A 16,397-nucleotide genomic window follows, 5' to 3' on the forward strand; every position below is an offset into this window, starting at 1 on the left:
GAGTGGCGCGGAAGGTCGGATGCTTGATGGCCTCAGTCGAACGAGCGCATGCGTTTGACCATTCGGGACATCCGCACTCCGACAAGCCCAGCAGATCTTCCGCGCTATGACTATTTCGCTGCGGCCTGAACCGTTCGCGGATCGATCGAACGGTTGAGGATCAGCGCCCCGGCATCGCTTTCGCACGCCGCTATCTGTGGCTGCTGCCGCACGCCTGGGCAGATCGCCGCCAGACCCTCCATCGTGAGCACGTCGGGTATTCTGGTGTGGCTGACGCAAAGCGCGCCGTCGGCACTCCAGGCCGCCTCGAACGACATATCAGGCGCGGCCTCGTCCTGCTGAATGCCCTTGCGATCATAGATGACGATCGGCGTCCCGTTGCGGGTATGGCCGACGCCATCGCCGCAATAATCAGCGCGGATCATGCGGGTGCATGCTTGATGATGATCCCAGAGCGAAGTGCCGTCCGGTGACTTTTCCCAGGGGCGATAGCCGAAGCGCACGCATTTCGCCTGGGCGCCGCCGGTGCAGGTAATGCTGAACGCCGTGTCGGATGGCAAATGGCGACCATCCTGCGTCCAGGTGCCGCCGAGCGGAAAGCCCATGCGCCGGCCCTCGATGTCCGGCTCGCAGATGTTGCGCCATGCACCGCTTGCCGCGTCGCGGGCCGACATGGTGTAGAGCATGATCTCGCCATCCGGGTTCCTCGGATCGATCTCGACCGCGTCGATGCGCAGTGGCATCCGGTCCTGTCCGTCACCACCAATCGTCAGAACGGCGCCGACGAGATCCTCCTGAGCGACAACGCGACCATCTGCCGTCGTCACCTCGAATCTGGTGCCGACAACGGAGATCGAGCTGATCGCATGTCCGGTCCCGGCCTCGGCGGGAGGCATGGCGGCCATGCTGGAAATGGCTGCGGCGACAGCAACCAACGCGTGGCGGCCGATATGAACGAGGCGGTTTCTGTGGGCTGACATTGTTGGTTCCTGACGGCATATCTAGCAGGTGAAGCGCGGCCAAAGAGAACGGACAGCACAACGCCATCCGTTCCATTGATCACGGACGCCGGATATCAACGCCTCGGCGAAGGGGTTGGCCGGTCATGGTTGGTCCCGGCGCCGCTACCGGTGCCGTGCTGGCCAGACGGAAGGCCGCTGCTTTTCTTACCTGCGGTCGATGCCCGGACGTTGCCCTTCTGGACAGCCGGCAGATTGCCGAAATTAGGATCGATCACCGAGCCGCTGCCGTGCTGGACAGCCGGTAGACTGCGAATATTTGGGTCGATGATGGAGCGGACATTCGGGTCGACGATAGACTTGCTGGCCGGAGCGAGACTCTTCGCCAGAACGATGCCGTCAGCATGCACGCCGTTGAGCGCAAGGACGCCGAGGCCGTTGCTGGTCAACGAATTGCTGGTGAGCGAGTTACTGGTCAGCGAATTCTTCTCCAGGCCGTTCAGCGATTTGCCGTTGGAGCCTTCCGGGCCCGCCGCGCTAGCCGGAGCCGCGACGCAGGCCATTGCTGAGGCAGCAGCTAGGTAAGTCTTGAAGCGATTCATGTTGATTTCCCTTTTCGTTTTCAGCGGAGCCGTCCCATCGGGTTCGCTCCATGGCGCGGCTTTTCGCTCCCGACTGTTTCGGACGAATGCCGAAATCCGTCCGAATTGTTTCAGTTGTTGCGATCCGGGCAGTGCGCTTGATCAGCGAACGTCCGCCTTGTCGTGATGCAGACGGGCATGACGCCCCCGCGTCTGCATCCCCTCAAATGAACAATCGCGGCGTGCGCCCGGTGCGGCGACACAAAGGAAACCTTCAGCCGGCAAATCGGCAAATCAGTGCAACATCCCTGCCTCATCGGTGACGCCAGAACGAGGAGATCTCTGGCGATGCAACCTGCGCGAAAAACCGATGACAGACTGAACGGCGAGGCGACGGCTGCCCGAACGGCACGTCTGGCGGTGCTGGCGGGCACGCCGGGCCTGCTTTTGACGGCATATGCGGCGGCGACATCCACATCGCTGACCATCCGTGCCGATCTCGCCCTGACGCTGATGGACATGCTGGTGCTGGTCTCAGTCCTGGTTGTGGCTGGCGGCAGCAAGAAACTGGGCATGAACAAGCGGCGAGCAGCCCTGGCCGAGACGCTCGTCAATGGGCTGGCCGCCGTCGGCATGTGCTTTTCCATGGCAGTCGTCGCCGGCATCGCCATCCAGCGGATCACCGTCGGCGGCGTCGAACCCCACGGTCCCGGCATTGTTCTCGCCATGAGCCTGAACGGGGCCTACGCGGCGATCAATTTCTGGATCCTGCGCCGGTGGAAAGCCCGCAACAATGCTGCCGCTTCCGCGCTGGCCCGCGCGCAAATCTGTCTGTTTTCGGACAAGCTCTCGTCGAACCTGCTCATCGCCGCGTCGCTCGCAACAGCCATGATTTGGGAAGGCACGATCATTGCCCGCTTCATCGATCCGGTTGCCGGGCTGCTGATCGCGACGATGACCGCGCGCTGGACCATACCGGTCGCGCGCGACACGGCTCGAAGCCTGCGAAGGGAATTTCGCCGGGCGCGCAAGCCGATCGCGTAAGCTGTGAACCGTCACAGCTGGACGGCTCAGCCTCTTTGAAGCGCCGTATCTACCGGCGCCGCGCGTCGTCCTGGGCAGGCTCGTAGACATAGCCTTCGCCGCGAACCGTCACCAGAACGGTCGGAGCGTCGGGCTCGCTCTCGAACTTCTTGCGCAGTCGGGTGATGCGGATGTCGATGCTCCGGTCGCCCGGCTCGAGGTCGCGGTTGTGGGCCAGCCTGCACAGCTGGTCGCGCGACAATATCTGCCGGGGATGGCGCGCGAAGACGCACAGCAGGTCGAATTCCATGGACGTCAACTGCACGTCGGCGCCATCCAAATCGACCATCGTGCGGCCGTCCATATCGAGGATGCAGCCACCGAAACGGATGCGATTTTCCGGGGTCTGTTCTTCCTCGCCCAGGCGCCGGATGACGCTCCTAACACGCGCCAGGAGTTCGCGCGGCTCGAACGGCTTGGCCATATAGTCGTCGGCGCCGGCGGCAAGACCTTCGAGCCGATGCGGCAGGTCTCCGACCGCGGTCAGCATCAGGATGCCGACGCGGCTGCCCTTGGCGATTTCGCGGGCGAGGTCGTAGCCGCTTTCGCCGACGAGATTGACGTCGAGAATGACGAGGTCGGGGCCAAAGCGATCGAGTTCGGTCAGCATTCCCGCCCCATCCGGAACGGATCGAACGTCGAAGCCGTGCATGAGCAGGTAATCCGACAGCATCTCGCGCAAGGGCGCTTCGTCGTCGACAATGAGCAATTTCTGTTTTGTCACGCTTTAGCCTCTTCCATTGCGCTGGTCTCCATCGCCCTCAGGCGCTCCATCACGAGCCTCCGAAAGGTCTGCGGATCGAGTGGTTTCTCGATCACCGGCGCGCCCGTCTCGCCGATGAAGCGATCGATCTCGGGCGCCAGCGTGTCGCCGGTCACGAACAGAAGCCGATTGGCGAGTCCGGGACGCAGTTGCTCCAGCGCGCGATAGAGGCCGGGGCCGTCGAGGCCGGGCATGCGTATATCGCTGATCAACAGATCGATTCCATCCGCGCGCACAGCCTTGAGGGCGGCATTCGCATCGTCGGCAATGGTGACGTCGTGGCCGTCGCGGCGCAGCATCTCGGCGATCATCGAGGCAATGTCGGCATCGTCGTCGACCACCAGAATTCGTGCCGCCGATGGCGCAGGCGGCGCCCTTCCGGCAGCCTCGGGCGCAGGAGCCGTCTCTGCCTTGCCGCTCGGAAGCCGGACCGTGAACCGTGCGCCGCCGCCCTGCGTCGAATCCAGCTCTATGCTGCCGTCGTGTGCCGTCACGATGCCCTGGCAGACAGACAGCCCGACCCCGGTGCCTTCGCCGGCCATTTTGGTCGTGTAGAAAGGCTCAAAAGCGCGCGCGCGCACAGTCTCCGGCATGCCTGGGCCATTGTCAGCGACAACCACCTCGACGGCATCGCCTTCCCCTGACGTGACGATGGTCAGCCGCCGCGGGTGCGGAACCTGCAGCAGAGCTTGCTGCGCATTGACCACCAGGTTGGTGATGACCTGATGAAGCTGGTCCCTATCACCCCAGATATTGGGGAGCGGTTCCGCCAGCTCGGTGCGGATCTCGACCCCAGCCGAACGCAGGCTGTAGGCGGCGAGCTCCAGCGAAGCGACCACGACTTCATTGATGTCGACGGCGCCCCGTGTCGGCGGCTTTTTGCGGGCCATCGCCAGAAAGGTGCGGACGATTCGCGAGCATCGCTCGGCCGCCGCGTGGATCTTGTCGGCGCGTCCCACTGTCGCCTTGTCCGTCGAGAATTCCTTTAGCATCGAACTGTAGCCGATGACGACCGACAGCGGATTGTTGAGTTCGTGCGCCACGCCGGCCAGCAGCGAACCGAGAGCGGAGAGCTTTTCCGACTGGTACAGCGTTTCGCGCTGGCGGGCGATCTCCGCCTCGGCTTCGCGCTGGCGGGTAATGTCGGTGACGGCGGCAAGCATGGCCGAACGGCCGGCCTGCGTGATCAGCCGCGCCGAAACCAACGTATCCATTCTTGAGCCTTGCATATTGGTCATGCCGGCTTCGAATGCATCGACGATGCCGTCTCTCAGCAACAGCCGCAGGAGATGGTCTCGCCGCGAGAGGTCTTCCCAGGTCGACGTCGCTTCGGCTCCGGTCTGGCCGACTTCGATGCCGAGCGTCCTGCGCGCCGGCTCGTTGACGAACAGGATTTCGGGGCCTTCTATTGCCGAGATGGTGATCGGCAGCGGCACGCCTTCGGCTATGGCGCGAAACTGCGCCTCCCGTTCGGCCAACAGTTTCTCGGCTTCAATTCTGGCTTGCTCGGCCAGGACGCGGTCGGAGATGTCGCGGCCGACGGACTGCACTTCGACAAGGCGCCCGTCGCTGTCGAAAATGCCATGATCGTTCCAGGCGAGCCATCGGCGCACGCCATCCGGCATCGCATTGAGAAGTTCCATGCTGGCATCCGGCGCCTGCGGGGTGAGGCGGGCAAGGTGGTCCAGGAACCTGCGCCGTTCGTCGGGCGGCAGCACATCGAGTTCGCACCAGGACGGGTCGAGAAGCTGTTCACGGGTCATCCGGCACGCCCGGCAATAGGCGTCGTTGACGAAGCTCAAATGACCCTCCGGCGACATCCGGACGACGAACTCGGTCTGCAGCTCGACCACGCTGCGGTAGCGCTGCTCGCTGGCCTCGAGTGCCTGACGGGCGAGTTTCTGCTCGGCAACATCGCGTCCGATCGACTGTATTTCGATGAGCTTGCCGCTGGCGTCGAAGATGCCGCGATCGGTCCAATGAATGTGGACCTTGCGGCCATCGCTCAGGGTGCCGGTCTCTTCCACTTCGCAAACCGGCCGTTCCGGGGTCACTCGACCGATGATCTCGTCGAAGCTGCCGAAATCGGCGGAAAACGAGTTGAAATAGTGCCAGTCCGGGCTCAGCAACTCCTCACGCGTCCTGCCGACGAGGCGGCAGTAGGCGTCATTGGCGAAGCTCATGCGCCCATCGGGCGCGACCCGGATGATATATTCCGTCTGCGCCTCGACAACATTGCGGTAGCGCTGCTCACTGTCGGCCAGCTCGCGCAGCGCCCTGCGGTTTTCGGCGAAGATGCTCGAAGCCATGTCTATCCAGGGCTGCCAAAGCGCCGAGGTTTTGATCGCGGCCCCGGGGTCGGTGCTTTCGCCGGCGGCGCCGGAGCGGACATGCTCGACAAGCGAGATCGCCGGGCCGACGACCTCCCTCAGAAGCATTCGGTGCAAAGCGAATGCCGAGACAAGCAACCCGACCAAAATGATCGAATAGGGAAAAAATGACTGTTGCAGGGTGTAGAACTGGTAGAGGCCGATGCCGGCGACAAGCAGGAGGAGAGGCAAAACGCAGGCCGCCATCAACGACGCGTAATGCCTGGACAGCTTCGAGGAGGTCGTCACGCGAGGTCTCCACAGACGGATGCGCCGTCACGACGGTTGCTGTTCCGTGCGGGCCAATGGACTGAACGGCCCGCGGCCTGTCAAGCCGCCTGCTCGGCCATCCGCCTGGGACGTTCGACAAATAACCGCGGGATGTTTCACGAAGATGCCGCGAACCGAATCTCCCGGCCTCTATTGTTTCAATTGTGTCGAACCAGCCCGAAATCGGCAGCAGACAGGGCACATTGACCCGGGGTTAATGCGCCCTGTAGGTTTGGAGCGTCGCTCGCCGCGGGGGAACGCATGGCCGACATCATTGTCGTGGACGACGAGACCGACGTTGCGTTCATGATCGCCGACTATTTGCAGGCGAAAGGCTACCGCATGCGCACGGCATCCGGCGGTGCCGAATTGCGCGAGACGATCGCGGCGGCGAAGGCGGATCTTGTCGTGCTCGACCTCAATATGCCGGGCGAGAACGGCTTTAGCCTGGCCCGCTGGCTGCGCGAGCATCACGACACCGGCATCCTGATGCTGACCGGCGCCGATTCGGTCTTCGACAAGGTGGCGGGTCTCGAGGTCGGCGCGGACGACTATCTGGCAAAGCCCTTTGCACCAGTCGAGCTGGAAGCCAGGATCGCCGCGGTGTTGCGCAGGCGCAGGCCGAAGGGATTGAACAATGCCGACGCTTTGCCGGCCGGGCATTTCGCCTTCGGAACCTATGTGTTTGACGCCCGCGCGAGAAACCTCGTCGACGCCAACGGCGTGGCCATTCCGCTGACGCCGATGGAGCTTGATCTGGTGGCCGCCTTCGCCACCCGGGCCGGCCAGGTCATTGGTCGCGACGAATTGCTCGACCTTGCGCCACCCAGGGGCGACGAGCCCTTCGACCGCAGCATCGACAGCCGTATCACGCGGCTGCGCCGCCGGCTCGAAAAGGACCCGGCCAAGCCGGAGCTGATCAAGACGATCCGCGGCGTTGGATACCTGTATCCAAAGCGGTGAATGACTGTAGTTCAGGGAACAGGCTGCCCCGCGGGCGGAACGATCTGCATGACAAGGCGCATCAGATCGGCCTGACGGGAGACGCCGGTCTTCTGGAAGATATTGTCGAGATGCGTCTTCGTGGTCGTGCTGGCAATGTGAAGGCTGGCGCCGGTCTCGGCCAGGGTGTGCCCGGCGAGAAGGCTGGCAAGCACGCGGGTTTCGGCCAGCGTAAGCCCAAAGGCTCTCGCCAGCATGTCGGCGGCGTCATGCTCGTCTGGTGCATTGCCGATGAACACCGCGGCTACCGCCGCGGGATCCATGCCGGCGCGCAGATCGCCGCCGGCCATCGGCAGCACGCGGGCGAAGACGGGCGGCAGGCCGGGTTCGGTGAGGAGGACGGCAAGCCCTGTCTTGCCGATGCTCGCATCATCCTGAGCCGCAAGCATGATGGCGCTGTGAAGCTCCCTGGAAGCCGACGGGATCTTCGCTTGCAGTATGCCATGGACATCCTGGACCGGGCCGCCGCTCCGCAGCATGTGCTTGGCCGCGTGGTTGGCGTGCAGGATCGCGCCACGTTCATTGGTGAGGACTACGGCGCATGTGAGCGCATCGAGCGCTTCGGCCACCCGTGCGCGCTCGATCGTGCCCATGTCGAGCATGTTGCTGATCATCACGGAGCGGCGCATATGCGGCAGCAACAGTCCGCCAAGCTTGATTTCGCGCTCGGTGATAAGGCCTTGCCGCTTATGTCGGGCAACGGCGAAGCCGGCAAGACGGGTAGGGGTGTGGATCAGGAAGAACGACATGATGTCGACCAGGCCTTGCGGCTTCAGCCACTCCTGAAAATATCGGGAGGTCTCCACGGCGGTTTGAGGGATATGGCGTGAGACCACATGCGGCATTTCGAGTGAAGGCCATGTCGCGAGATCCTCGATCAGCCGAGCATGGATCTCGGGGATGTGTTTCGCCTGTTGCTCCAGCCAGTATGGCTCTATTCCCACGGTCCTGTGGATCAGCAGCCGGTCGTTGGTGAGGTCGTCAAGGTGCAGGACCGCTGTCTGGGCGTTGAGCGCATCCCTGATCCCGGCAAGCGCGTGCTCCCATCGCTCCGGGTCGAGTGCGCAATCGTAGATCGAGCCGATCAGCTTCGACAGCTCATGATGCGACAATGCCTTGGCCATCGACGGCCCCCCGCATGTCGACAGCGCGTCCGACGCGGAAAGCCGCGCGCTCTCACAGTGCTCTCGCCTCTCCAAACTTTAGCGATCGCTTAAATTCCGATTATCTCCCCCAAACAGGGGATGCGCAAGCAACCGGGCAGTGAAATGCTTGCGCCCCAGAAGAAAAGGTCACACGGAACTGTGACAACCAGTGGGGTTCAGCGCCGTTCCCGGCTCGCGAGCCTTCGCCACAGTGATGCAGCCGGGGGGACTAATCAAGAATTCTGCCTGCGTGCGCCGACTATCACGGCGCGCGACATCTATTGCTGAAACCTTGAGCCGGGTTCGGCCCGGACAATTCGGGATGGAGCAGCATTATGTACAAGTACATTGCTTTTGCAGCATTTTGCATGGCGGCGATGCCCGCGCATGCCGGCGAGCTTGGAGCCATGAAGGCCGAAAGCATCGATCTCGCCGGCTTTCTTGGTGTCGTCTATTACACGCCGGAGGAGGACGGCTATCGGGTGGTCACCACAATTGCGCAGGGCGAGGCTGGCTTGCCCGTGCGTTTCGTGGCGACACTGACCGAGAATCAGAAGGTCGCGCTCTCGGTGCCAGGCAAGCTGGGAGAGTCGGACCAGATCGTCGAGATATTGCGCGTTGGCGGTAAGCTTGTCGTCAGCCCGCATCCGATAGACGGGATCGTGGTTTCTTCTCCGAAGCTCGCCGTTGACTGATGACCGCCGTCGAGCGATCCGGGGGCAGGCGCGTTGCGGCGGCGCTGGCTGCATCATCGTAGCCGCCGACCAACCGCAATCCGGGGCACGTTGCATCGATAGGAGGACCAACCATGAAGCGGCATTCCCTCAGCGCCCGCCGTATTGGCCTGCTTATGTTCTCACTGTGTGCTTTCGGACTGACGACGTCAGCCTCAATGCCCGCAGACGGCAAATTCGCCGTCGAGCCGGTGGTTGAGAAAAAGGTGAGGGAACTGCCTTCCGGACCGTTGTACTGGCGGCTGGAAAATTTCCCAACGCTGGCGCAGGCCCAAAGCGCTGCGGGCCCGACCTCGCTTGCGGCGGAGGTCGCAGGCAAGGTCTGGCTGTTCACGCTTGGACCGAAGGATGGCTCTACGACCGGCGGAACCAAGGTCGTCGAGATCGGACCGGTCCCTCCGATCAGCGCAAGCGAGTATTTGCTGCGCGTCAACCGCGCCGGTGGATCACCCGGCGTCAAGACGCCGATCCATACACATCCGGGACCGGAGGCCTTCTATGTGCTGGCCGGCAAGCTCGGCCAGAGAACACCCCACGGGGTGGCCTATGCCGAAGCCGGCACGACGATGGTCGGACACGGGGCCGACACGCCGATGGAGGTGTTCAACGCCGGCACAAACGATCTCGATGAGCTGGCCATCTTCGTTGTCGACGCCAATCGGCCGTTCTCGTCGCCGGCCAATTTCGACTGAGACGTTTCGAGAAGTGGCGCGAATGTTTGGGATGAGCGGAGGCGCGCCAAACCCAGCGAAAATCCGCACGGTTCCAACTATTTTGGATTTTCGCTTGCGCTCGCGACAGCGCGCAGCGGCGATTAGTCGAAGTCAGTCACTCTTCGCACGCGCGTCCTTGGCGATGTCTCCATGGCTCATCCCGTCTGTCGTCGTCTTTACCGTTGCCGCCGGCTTCGGCGCGCCTTCGCAAGCTGAGCTGGCCGCGGGCAAGTTCTACGAAGTTGTCGGCGCTAAGGTCGACGCGCGAACCTACAACGGCTTCCGTCGCTACCATGGCAGCTGCAATCACTGCCATGGCCCCGATGGCATGGGCTCGACGTTCGCCTCGGCCCTTGTCGACCGGCTGCCCACCATCGAGGTCTTCCGCCGCAACGTTCGCGACGGCGTGCGCATCGGCCCTTCGGTGATGAAGGGCTTCGCCGACGATCCCAACGTCGCACCCTACATCGACGACATCTATGCCTACCTGCAGGCCCGCGCCGACGGTGCGCTTGGCCGAGGACGGCCGGAGAGGCTTGAAAATTAGTATCGCTGGCTGCTAACCGCAGGCGCTTCACCAAAGGACAGTGAGACGGTTATCGAGCGCCACATGAGTGCCGAAAGGCGAGCACTCGCGCTCGAGCATAGCCGCGAGCCAGACGGCATTTTCGGGCGAGGCGCGGTTTAGCCGGAATTTGCGGAGCTGGAACGGCACGACGTCGAGCGAAACAAGCGTGCCGTCCGGTATCGCGAGCCGCGGCAGGTACATCAGCGCAAGTTGACCGCGAAAGGTTTCGTAGCCCGTAATTCCCTCATAGTCGGTGAGGAAGTCACCGCATCCATAAAGGATCAGCCGGCCGTCATGGATTTCGATCGGCTTGGGATGGTGGGAGGAGTGCCCATGCACGACGTCGAAACCTGCAACATCGATAAGAGCATGGGCAAGCGCGCGTTCTTCCGCGGGGACTTCGTAGCCCCAGTTGCCGCCCCAGTGGATCGAGGCCACCGCGAGGTCGCCGGGCTGTTTTATGGCCTCCACGGATCGGGCGATCTGCGCGAGCGACCGGGCAGAGACATCCGCCAGCAGATTGATCCCTGGCTTGTAGGCTCCGGCTGCCCATGAAGCTGGAACGCCGCTCGTCTCGAGCGCGAAGCCGAACACGAGCACGCGGCCGCCGCCGGCCAGTTCGATGGCGGCAGGCGCCGCCGCCTCGTCCGCGTCAAGGCCGGCCCCGGCATAGGCGAGGCCGGCATGCCGGAGTGTGCCGAGGGTTTCGACGAGGCCAGGCTCATCCCAGTCGAGCACATGGTTGTTAGCGAGCACGCAGCAGCTAACCCGCGCCGCCGCCAGGCAGCCGATGTTGGCCGGGTTCATCTTGTAATTGATCCCCTTGGGCGCCAAGGACAGGCTGGTTGTGATGCTGGTCTCGAGATTGATGATGCGCGCATCGGGAGCTTCACGCTCCAATTCGCTGAGCGCATCGCCCCAGACATAGGCATCGTCGACCTTTCTAGGGATCGGGCCATTGATGCGTTCGGCAAGCTCGACATAGGTCGTCGCCGATTTGACATAGCGCTCGGACAGGTGCGGGTCGCCCGGATTGGCGAGGATCTGGTCCATCCCGCGCCCGAGCATCACGTCGCCGCACAGGAACAGTTTTGCGCTGCTTCGGGCGGCGGCATTGTTCGCGATCTGCGGCATCCCAGACCTCCTTCCCGCCAACAACCAGTGACGCCAAGGGTTCCAGCCCAATTTGCGCGGGATCGGATCGCGGGCCAAATCGTTAACGCAGGAGAACCGACCGCCGAGGCCAGAAATGCCCGACACAGCCTTCTCCTTCATCCCGCGCGCCGCACGCTCTTCCAAGCCGCGCAAGACCGGCCTGACCGAGATTCGCGGGCCTTATTACAGCGCCTATGGGCCGCGCCATCTGGCCGACGTACTGGAAATCATGGGCAACTGGATCGACGGCATCAAGTTTGCCGGCGGATCATTCGCCCTGATGCCGCCCGAAGCGGTGAAATCCATCAACAAGCTTGCGCATGATCACGATGCCTATGTGTCGACGGGCGGCTGGATCGAGAATGTCCTCCGCTTCGGCCCGGACGCCGTCGACCGCTACATCGAGGAAGCCAAGGCGCTGGGGTTCGACGTGATCGAGATCTCCACCGGCTTTATCAGCCTGCCCACGGAAGCGCTGCTGCGCCTGGTCGAAACCGTGAAAAAGGCCGGGCTCAAGGCCAAGCCGGAGCTCGGAATCCAGTTCGGGGCCGGTGGCGACACATCGGCCAAGGAGCTCGAAGCCGAAGGCACCAGGGATGTCGGCTGGCTGGTCGCACAGGCCAGGCGCGCCCTCGATGCCGGCGCCGACATCATCATGATCGAGAGTGAAGGAATCACCGAAAACGTGACCTCCTGGCGCACCGACGTGGTGGCCCGCATCATCAACGAGCTCGAGCTGGAGAAGGTGATGTTCGAAGCCGCCGACCCGGCGGTCTTCGAATGGTACGTCAAGAACTACGGCAACGAGATCAATCTGTTCGTCGACCACAGCCAGATCGTGCAGCTCGAGGCGCTACGCTCCGGCATCTGGGGAACCAAGAGCACCTGGGGGCGGATTCAGAACATTGGGTGAGGGGCGTTTGAGCGACCGCGAAGGGCAATCACTCCAGCTTTGCGCCGCCCCTCGCCCCTTGCCTTCTCCCCTTGTGGGAGAAGGTGGATCGGCGCGCAGCGTCGAGCCGGATGAGGGTTGTTGGACGGAGCGCCGTCCTTGCCAAGCTGGAGCACCCCTCATCCGACCGCTTCGCGGCCACCTTCTCCCACAAGGGGAGAAGGAAAGATTGCCGCCCTCAGCCCCACTTCATCTCGCCGGTGGCGACCTTGGAGCCGATGTCGAGCGCGACGCCCATGCCGAGGCCGGGGAAGCGGGCCTCCATGGCGCCCTTGAGCGCGGCCGCGTCCTTGGCCTTGGCCAGTTCTTCCTCGAAGGCAATGAGATACGCCTTGGTGTGCTCAACGCCCGACAGGTCGGTGGCGGCCTGCGGCGTCATGTGGCCGGGCACGACGATTTCTGGCTTGGCGGCAGCGATCTTTTCGAGATTGGCGAGCCAGGCGGCGCGCTGTTCTTTGCTCGGCGTGTCGGCGGTCCAGACATGCACGCCCGAAAAAATCATCACCCCGCCGAACACCGCATTCAGCGACGGCACCGAGAGATAGCGCCGGTTGGCGAGGCCTTCCGCGTCGACGATCTCGATGGCCTCGCCATCGACGGTGAGCGTCTTACCGTCGAACACTTCGGGGATGACGATATCGGCGAGCGCCTGCGGGCCGTTCTCCTTGAGCTGCGGCCCCCAAACGGCGATTTTCTTGTCGACGCTGCCGTTGATGGCGGCCACCGTCTCGGCTGCGGCGATCACCCGTGCCTGCGGGAAAGCCTCCTTGATCGGCTTGAGGCCGAAATAATAGTCCGGGTCGGACTGGCTGACATAGATGGTGGTCAGCGTCTTGCCGGTCGCCTTGGTCGCCTCGGCCACGGCTCGGCCGTCGGGGTAGGTGAAACCGCCGTCGATCAGCAGCGCCTCGGAGGCGCCGGTGATCAGCACGGGGGCGCGAAAGAAGCCGTTTTCCCCAGCCGGAAAATGTTTCCAGGAAAGTCCGCCAGCTGCATGGCCAAGCCCGGCGGGAGCGAAGACGGCGGCGGCGCCGGCGGCGAGGGTGGTTTTCATGATGGCTCTCCGTGTGAACATGGACGTCTCCTGGGGTTTGAAAATGCCGACTTCGGGCGGCTCCCGCGCAGCCTCGATCTTAGGAAGATGGCAAAGGTAGAATGCGTATTGAAGGCCAACAAAATAGACGTAATGTATGCCATTGCCTGACAATGAGGTCGCATTTGCCATGAGCCACGCATGAACCTGAACCGGCTGGCCTATTTCGCCGCGGTGGTCGATGCCGGCTCCTTCACGCGGGCCGCCGAGCGGCTGGGCATCACCAAGGCGGTCGTCAGCCAGCAGGTGGCGCGGCTGGAGCGCGATGTCGGAACGACGCTGCTGATCCGCACGACGCGGCGTGTCCATCCGACCGAAGCCGGCCGGACATTCCATGCCCGCTGCCTACAAGTCCTGCAGCAGGCCGAGGATGCCTTCGACGAGCTCGCGCAGGCGGCCACCGAGCCGACCGGCACACTGCGCATTGCGGCGCCCAACGACTACGGCACGTCGGCGGTGGTGCCGGTGGTCGCCGCCTTCAGCGCGCGCTATCCCGCCTGCCGGGTGGAGCTGACTCTGGGCGACGAGACGATCGACCTGGCTTCCGGCGGGATGGACGTGGCGATCCGCGTCGGCTGGCTGGCCGATTCCAGCCTGCAGGCGCGACGGATCGGCACCTTCCGGCAATTCATGGTGTGCGGCGCTGAGTTTGCCGGGCGCTTCACGGCCGGCGAACCGCAAGACCTTGCCGGGCTACCCTTCGTCGCCAACATGGTGCTGCGCGAACCGCTGCTATGGCAATTTTCGCGCGGCGACGCCGAGCATGAGGCCGTGCGCATGCAGGCAACGATCGCCATCGACGCGACGCCGGCAGTGCTGGCGGCCGTCCGCGCCGGCGCCGGCCTGTCGGTGCTGCCGGATTTTTTGGTGCGGGATGAGCTGGCCGCAGGGCGGCTCGTCCACATCCTGCCCGAATGGCAGCTGCCCTCCGGCGGCATCTACACGGTCTACCCCGCCGCGCGCTTCCGGCCGCCCAAGGTGACGAGGTTTGTTGAGATGCTGATTGCGGCTGAGCAGAAGGAGGGTTTGGTCGGGGAGGGGAGCGCGCTGTGAAATGTCACGCGCGTTGTTGGAGGGATGGTCTTCGCTCAAGCCTGCCGGGTCAAATCGACTTCAGGTATTCGATCAGATCACTCTTTTCCTGATCGGTTAGGTCAAGGCTCAGATGACCGTCATAGTGCTCGACAACGTCATCGAGTGTGGCGAACCGCCCATCGTGGTAGAAACCGCCCTTGTGAATTTTCTCGATGTCCCAAAGGGCTCGCAGCGATGCCGTCCGGTAGCGCTCGTCCGGAGATCGCATCGCCTGGAAATCATCGATCCCTATCTCGTCGGCGGTATGCAGGTTCCAGCCCGGTTCCGTGAAGAGCGGTGGCACGTGGCAAGTGCCGCATTTGGCCTTGTCGTTGAAGAGAACCTCTCCTTTCTCCGCAGCGGCGCTGTCGAAGGCGCCCTCCGGCGGTTTCGGTGTCGGCAGCGAAAGTTGATAGAAATGGAGCGCCGGCAACTTGGCCGTAATCCGGTCCTGCTTGTCCTGCTTGTGGCCCTGCTTCGTTCGTGCTGCGACCGGATACTTCTCGGCGTCATCAAGGCGCGGATCGTAAAACACGCCTTTCCCGTGCATCTCGAGATTGCCCACATAAGCGTTCCAGTAGCTCACCGTGCCCCAGGCTCCGGTCCATGTGTGGTTGTTTACACCGGCCAATCCGAATGCCGCCGGATTGAGCGTGGCGGCCGTCTTGCCGTCCGGCCGGAATGCTTTGCCATCGAGGTTCAGTTCGGCATCGAACTTCCCGGGACCCCACGCCTCAACCGCCTTCTTCACCTCCGCTTCGGATATCTGCAGCATCTCGGTGAACGCCGTGAGATCAGGTGCGAGGGCAACGATCGCGCCGATATTCAGGTCACGGTTGGGCCAGCCGTCCAGCCGTTGTCCGATCCCGGGCGCATAGGCGTCATCGACGGTTGAATGGCACACCGCGCATTGGATGCCCACCGAAGTCAGCGTCTTTCCGTCCTCGGCGAAGAACCCGGTCACCCCGACAACGGCATTGGCTCTCAGCAGGACAAGCGTGCTCGCGGGATCTGCGAGGTCGACCGCGCCCTTGTTGAGCGCATCGGCCACATCCTTGGGAATGGCGTTCACATCGACCTTGAGGCCGAGTTCGAGGGCTTTCTGTGGGCTCAGGCCGGGTCCCGTGCCGCCCAGCTTCTCACCTGCGATTGCCTCGTGGAGTTTAAGTTTGCCGCCCCAGAAATCCTCGCTGCCGAAGGTGTCGAAGCGGAATGTCTCGCGACCTTCCTCGAGATAGCGCTTGGCCTGCTCGGCGGCAGCGTTGTCGAAATCCTTCCCGCTTATTTTCTCTTTCGCGCTCATTTGAGCCGCGGCGGGGATCAAGCTTGAAGACAGGAGCAGAGCGAAAATTGTTGCTGTACCGTTGAAACGCAAGGGCATGTCACGTCCCTCCCAAAGACGATTGCCAATCGGCGGTCATCTTTGGTTCGCGGGCCTGAATTCCACGCGAAACGGAATGCAGCCGAAGCATTAGAACATTCTAAAACAAAAAAGGTTCCGGCGCCGATTGTCGAAAGGCTTCTCGACGATTCGTCAACCGCACGCCGGTCACCGGATGACCGCCGTGGCAGAGGTGGACCGGCATTCTCGCTTTTGACCGACGACACGGCTTTGAATGAGCCGGCTACCTATGCGCATGCAGGCCACGATCGCCATCGAAGCAACGCCGGCAGTGCTGGCGGCCGTCCGCGCCGGCGCCGGCCTGTCGGCGGATTTCCTGGTGCGGGATGAGCTGGCCTCAGGGCGGCTCGTCCACATCCTGCCCGAGTGGCGCCCTCCCTCCGGAGGCATCTACACGGTCTACCCCGCCGCGCGCTTCCGGCCGCCCCAAGGTGACGAGGTTTGTCGAGATCCTGGTCGCGGCCGAGCGGGAGAAGGACTGAAGCTGGGAGGGGCGGGCGCTGTAAGGGTGGAGCGAGGCGCTGATGGCCGAAA

The 16,397-nt window shown here is 63.3% G+C and carries 16 protein-coding genes; 8 read left to right on the forward strand and 8 right to left on the reverse strand.

All coding sequences use genetic code 11. From position 1 onward, the window contains the following. Window positions 1–110 precede the first annotated feature (110 nt). Together EOC93_RS11435 and EOC93_RS11440 are read right to left on the reverse strand one after the other, a co-directional pair. A complete protein-coding gene (locus EOC93_RS11435) occupies window positions 111–980 on the reverse strand; it encodes an ADYC domain-containing protein (protein WP_127204658.1) in 870 nt (289 codons plus the stop codon). A gap of 95 nt (window positions 981–1,075) precedes the next feature. Then, window positions 1,076–1,561 carry a hypothetical protein gene (locus EOC93_RS11440; RefSeq protein ID WP_126107019.1) on the reverse strand — a complete coding sequence of 162 codons (486 nt, stop codon included), beginning with the start codon at window positions 1,559–1,561 and terminating at the stop codon, window positions 1,076–1,078. Between the two features lie 327 nt (window positions 1,562–1,888). Here EOC93_RS11440 and EOC93_RS11445 point away from each other — a divergent pair, with 327 nt between their 5' ends. Beyond that, entirely contained in the window at window positions 1,889–2,584 is a 696-nt protein-coding gene (locus EOC93_RS11445) for a hypothetical protein (protein ID WP_127204659.1), read from the forward strand. 49 nt (window positions 2,585–2,633) lie between these two features. On the opposite strand, the gene EOC93_RS11450 is transcribed toward EOC93_RS11445, so the two are convergent. Continuing rightward, window positions 2,634–3,347 (reverse strand): response regulator transcription factor, encoded by a 714-nt coding sequence (locus EOC93_RS11450; RefSeq protein WP_095485636.1) that lies wholly within the window; start codon window positions 3,345–3,347, stop codon window positions 2,634–2,636. Then, window positions 3,344–6,004, reverse strand: a complete 2,661-nt coding sequence (locus tag EOC93_RS11455) for a PAS domain-containing sensor histidine kinase (RefSeq protein ID WP_127204660.1) — start codon at window positions 6,002–6,004, stop codon at window positions 3,344–3,346. The genes EOC93_RS11450 and EOC93_RS11455 overlap by 4 nt, the downstream gene beginning before the upstream one ends. Window positions 6,005–6,286: 282 nt before the next feature. Between EOC93_RS11455 and EOC93_RS11460 the strand changes: the two genes are divergently transcribed. Then, window positions 6,287–6,988: a response regulator transcription factor gene (locus EOC93_RS11460; RefSeq protein ID WP_127204661.1), complete on the forward strand. Its 702-nt coding sequence runs from the start codon at window positions 6,287–6,289 to the stop codon at window positions 6,986–6,988. Between the two features lie 11 nt (window positions 6,989–6,999). Here the strand turns inward: EOC93_RS11460 and EOC93_RS11465 are convergent, their stop codons facing one another. Beyond that, a complete protein-coding gene (locus EOC93_RS11465) occupies window positions 7,000–8,151 on the reverse strand; it encodes a helix-turn-helix transcriptional regulator (RefSeq protein ID WP_127204662.1) in 1,152 nt (383 codons plus the stop codon). Window positions 8,152–8,507: 356 nt separating this feature from the next. Here EOC93_RS11465 and EOC93_RS11470 point away from each other — a divergent pair, with 356 nt between their 5' ends. The 3 genes from EOC93_RS11470 (at window position 8,508) to EOC93_RS11480 (ending at window position 10,166) form a co-directional block, all read left to right on the forward strand. Further along, entirely contained in the window at window positions 8,508–8,867 is a 360-nt protein-coding gene (locus EOC93_RS11470) for a hypothetical protein (protein ID WP_095485640.1), read from the forward strand. A gap of 113 nt (window positions 8,868–8,980) precedes the next feature. Then, complete coding sequence (locus EOC93_RS11475) at window positions 8,981–9,598, forward strand: hypothetical protein (protein ID WP_095485641.1); 618 nt, start codon at window positions 8,981–8,983, stop codon at window positions 9,596–9,598. A gap of 163 nt (window positions 9,599–9,761) precedes the next feature. Then, the gene (locus tag EOC93_RS11480; protein ID WP_095485642.1) at window positions 9,762–10,166 is read left to right on the forward strand and encodes a c-type cytochrome; all 405 of its coding nucleotides are present in this window, start codon (window positions 9,762–9,764) and stop codon (window positions 10,164–10,166) included. A 27-nt stretch (window positions 10,167–10,193) separates the two neighbouring features. Here the strand turns inward: EOC93_RS11480 and EOC93_RS11485 are convergent, their stop codons facing one another. Further along, on the reverse strand, window positions 10,194–11,321 hold the full coding sequence (locus EOC93_RS11485; RefSeq protein WP_095485643.1) for a CapA family protein: 1,128 nt from the start codon (window positions 11,319–11,321) through the stop codon (window positions 10,194–10,196). A gap of 115 nt (window positions 11,322–11,436) precedes the next feature. Here EOC93_RS11485 and EOC93_RS11490 point away from each other — a divergent pair, with 115 nt between their 5' ends. Beyond that, window positions 11,437–12,255, forward strand: a complete 819-nt coding sequence (locus EOC93_RS11490) for a phosphosulfolactate synthase (RefSeq protein ID WP_095485644.1) — start codon at window positions 11,437–11,439, stop codon at window positions 12,253–12,255. Window positions 12,256–12,472: 217 nt separating this feature from the next. Here the strand turns inward: EOC93_RS11490 and EOC93_RS11500 are convergent, their stop codons facing one another. After that, complete coding sequence (locus EOC93_RS11500; RefSeq protein WP_206072955.1) at window positions 12,473–13,369, reverse strand: MBL fold metallo-hydrolase; 897 nt, start codon at window positions 13,367–13,369, stop codon at window positions 12,473–12,475. Window positions 13,370–13,528: 159 nt separating this feature from the next. Here EOC93_RS11500 and EOC93_RS11505 point away from each other — a divergent pair, with 159 nt between their 5' ends. After that, window positions 13,529–14,440 carry a LysR family transcriptional regulator gene (locus EOC93_RS11505; RefSeq protein ID WP_127204663.1) on the forward strand — a complete coding sequence of 304 codons (912 nt, stop codon included), beginning with the start codon at window positions 13,529–13,531 and terminating at the stop codon, window positions 14,438–14,440. A gap of 49 nt (window positions 14,441–14,489) precedes the next feature. Here the strand turns inward: EOC93_RS11505 and EOC93_RS11510 are convergent, their stop codons facing one another. Beyond that, window positions 14,490–15,764 (reverse strand): hypothetical protein, encoded by a 1,275-nt coding sequence (locus EOC93_RS11510; protein ID WP_245329876.1) that lies wholly within the window; start codon window positions 15,762–15,764, stop codon window positions 14,490–14,492. A 313-nt stretch (window positions 15,765–16,077) separates the two neighbouring features. Here EOC93_RS11510 and EOC93_RS35345 point away from each other — a divergent pair. Further along, on the forward strand, window positions 16,078–16,397 hold a 320-nt coding region (locus EOC93_RS35345; protein WP_281033135.1), incomplete at its 3' end, for a LysR substrate-binding domain-containing protein.

Origin of the sequence: Mesorhizobium sp. M6A.T.Ce.TU.002.03.1.1 (genome assembly GCF_003997275.1) — a bacterium.
Classification (GTDB): Bacteria; Pseudomonadota; Alphaproteobacteria; order Rhizobiales; family Rhizobiaceae; genus Mesorhizobium; species Mesorhizobium mediterraneum.

What these genes read in the sequence shown, in the direction of transcription:
- EOC93_RS11435 (WP_127204658.1), bottom strand. Translation starts at nt 980, where the DNA reads ATGTCAGCCCACAGAAACCGCCTCGTTCATATCGGCCGCCACGCGTTG.
- EOC93_RS11440 (WP_126107019.1), bottom strand. Translation starts at nt 1,561, where the DNA reads ATGAATCGCTTCAAGACTTACCTAGCTGCTGCCTCAGCAATGGCCTGC.
- EOC93_RS11445 (WP_127204659.1), top strand. Translation starts at nt 1,889, where the DNA reads ATGCAACCTGCGCGAAAAACCGATGACAGACTGAACGGCGAGGCGACG.
- EOC93_RS11460 (WP_127204661.1), top strand. Translation starts at nt 6,287, where the DNA reads ATGGCCGACATCATTGTCGTGGACGACGAGACCGACGTTGCGTTCATG.
- EOC93_RS11465 (WP_127204662.1), bottom strand. Translation starts at nt 8,151, where the DNA reads ATGGCCAAGGCATTGTCGCATCATGAGCTGTCGAAGCTGATCGGCTCG.
- EOC93_RS11470 (WP_095485640.1), top strand. Translation starts at nt 8,508, where the DNA reads ATGTACAAGTACATTGCTTTTGCAGCATTTTGCATGGCGGCGATGCCC.
- EOC93_RS11475 (WP_095485641.1), top strand. Translation starts at nt 8,981, where the DNA reads ATGAAGCGGCATTCCCTCAGCGCCCGCCGTATTGGCCTGCTTATGTTC.
- EOC93_RS11480 (WP_095485642.1), top strand. Translation starts at nt 9,762, where the DNA reads ATGTCTCCATGGCTCATCCCGTCTGTCGTCGTCTTTACCGTTGCCGCC.
- EOC93_RS11485 (WP_095485643.1), bottom strand. Translation starts at nt 11,321, where the DNA reads ATGCCGCAGATCGCGAACAATGCCGCCGCCCGAAGCAGCGCAAAACTG.
- EOC93_RS11490 (WP_095485644.1), top strand. Translation starts at nt 11,437, where the DNA reads ATGCCCGACACAGCCTTCTCCTTCATCCCGCGCGCCGCACGCTCTTCC.
- EOC93_RS11500 (WP_206072955.1), bottom strand. Translation starts at nt 13,369, where the DNA reads ATGTTCACACGGAGAGCCATCATGAAAACCACCCTCGCCGCCGGCGCC.
- EOC93_RS11505 (WP_127204663.1), top strand. Translation starts at nt 13,529, where the DNA reads ATGAACCTGAACCGGCTGGCCTATTTCGCCGCGGTGGTCGATGCCGGC.
- EOC93_RS11510 (WP_245329876.1), bottom strand. Translation starts at nt 15,764, where the DNA reads ATGAGCGCGAAAGAGAAAATAAGCGGGAAGGATTTCGACAACGCTGCC.